1 protein-coding gene is annotated in these 1,405 nt (G+C 74.3%); it reads right to left on the bottom strand.

Translation table 11 applies throughout. The annotated features are described in order from the left end of the window. The coding region (locus tag AB0J68_RS32195; protein WP_363942664.1) for an FAD-dependent oxidoreductase at window positions 1-1,189 on the bottom strand (1,189 nt) is incomplete at its 3' end. Between the last annotated feature and the right edge of the window lie 216 nt (window positions 1,190-1,405).

Consider the following 1,405-nt stretch of genomic DNA (forward strand, 5'->3'; position numbering starts at 1 on the left):
CGAAGTTAACGTACTCGCCGTCGGCGCGCGCGCCGACGGCCCGCCAGGCGGTGTCCAACGCCGCGCCGCCCAGCGGTGGGAACGTCGAGGCGATGACCAGGGTGTTCTGGTGCCGGTGCGGGTAGGCCGTCGCGGCGGCGGCGACATCGTTGACCGCCCCGCCGACCGAGCGCAGTTGGATCACCGCCCGGCCCGGACCGGTGGTCGCCCGCGTGACCGCTCGCGCGACGCCCGGGTCCAGCTCGGCGAACAGGCCGTTGGTGGTCGTACCCCGTTGCTGCCCGACGTTCGGGTGCAGGTGCGCGGTCGGCACCAGCGTCGGGTAGGGCAGCAGGTCGCTGCGGTGTTCGAGCACCTTCCCGATGGCCAGCAGCGGCTCCACGACGGGCCGGACGCGGCGCAGGCTCTCCGCGGCCACCACTGCGGTGACGGACATGAGCGTCGAGCGGCCCTCGGCGAACAGCACGGCGGCGGCGGACAGCTCCCGGGGGGCCTGCGCCAGAAAGCTCGCCCACTCGCGGACGGTACGGCCGTCCGGGTGCGCCTCGACGACCAGCTGCGCCACGCCGACGTTGCGCTGCTCGGCGGCCTCGATCTCGAACGCCACCACGACACCGGCCCCTGCGCCGGCACCCCGGACCAGCCAGAACAGCTCCGGTTCGTGCGCCGCGTCGGCGCGTACCAGCGTCCCGTCCGCGAGCACGACCTCCACCGCGCGGATGCGATCGATGGTGAGGCCGTGGGCGCGTACCAGCCAGCCGACGCCGCCGCCGGTGGCCAGCCCGCCGACGCCGACACCGCCGTAGTCGCCCGAGCTGACCACCAGGCCGTACGGGGCAAGCGCCGTCGCGACGTTCGCCCAGCGGGCGCCGGCCTCGATCCGGACCAGTCCGGCCCGTTCGTCGAGCACCCGCACCCGGTTGAGCAGGGACAGGTCGATCACGACGCCGCCGTTGCTGGAGGAGGCTCCGGACAGGCCGTGCCCGCCGCTGCGCACGGCGATCGGCAGTCGCTGCTCCCGCGCGTACCGGATCGCGTCGATCACCTGCGCGGTGGTCTTCGGCAGCAGCACGGCGGCCGGCGAGGCAGTCGTCGTGTACGTCGAGCGCAGCTGCGCGTACCGACGGTCGCCGGGCGTGACGATCTGCCCCCGCAGGGAGTCGGGCACCCGGGCCATGGCGGTGGTCATCGCTGGCCCTGGGCCGCTCGGCCGTCGTGGTCGGTCATGGCCCAAGAGTGGGGCGGTGGCGACGGCGTTGGCAAACCTCGAGTCGGCCACCAACCATTGGTAGGTGGTCAATGAGCGCGGGGCGGTGACACACGTTCGGTCGTAGTGACCGGAATCTCCGCCGACGTGGGCGTCCGGGCCGGGGGGGGGCCCGGGGGGGGGTGGGAACGCGCGCGG

The sequence above is a fragment of the Micromonospora sp. NPDC049580 genome, from assembly GCF_040675595.1.
GTDB lineage: Bacteria > Actinomycetota > Actinomycetes > Mycobacteriales > Micromonosporaceae > Micromonospora.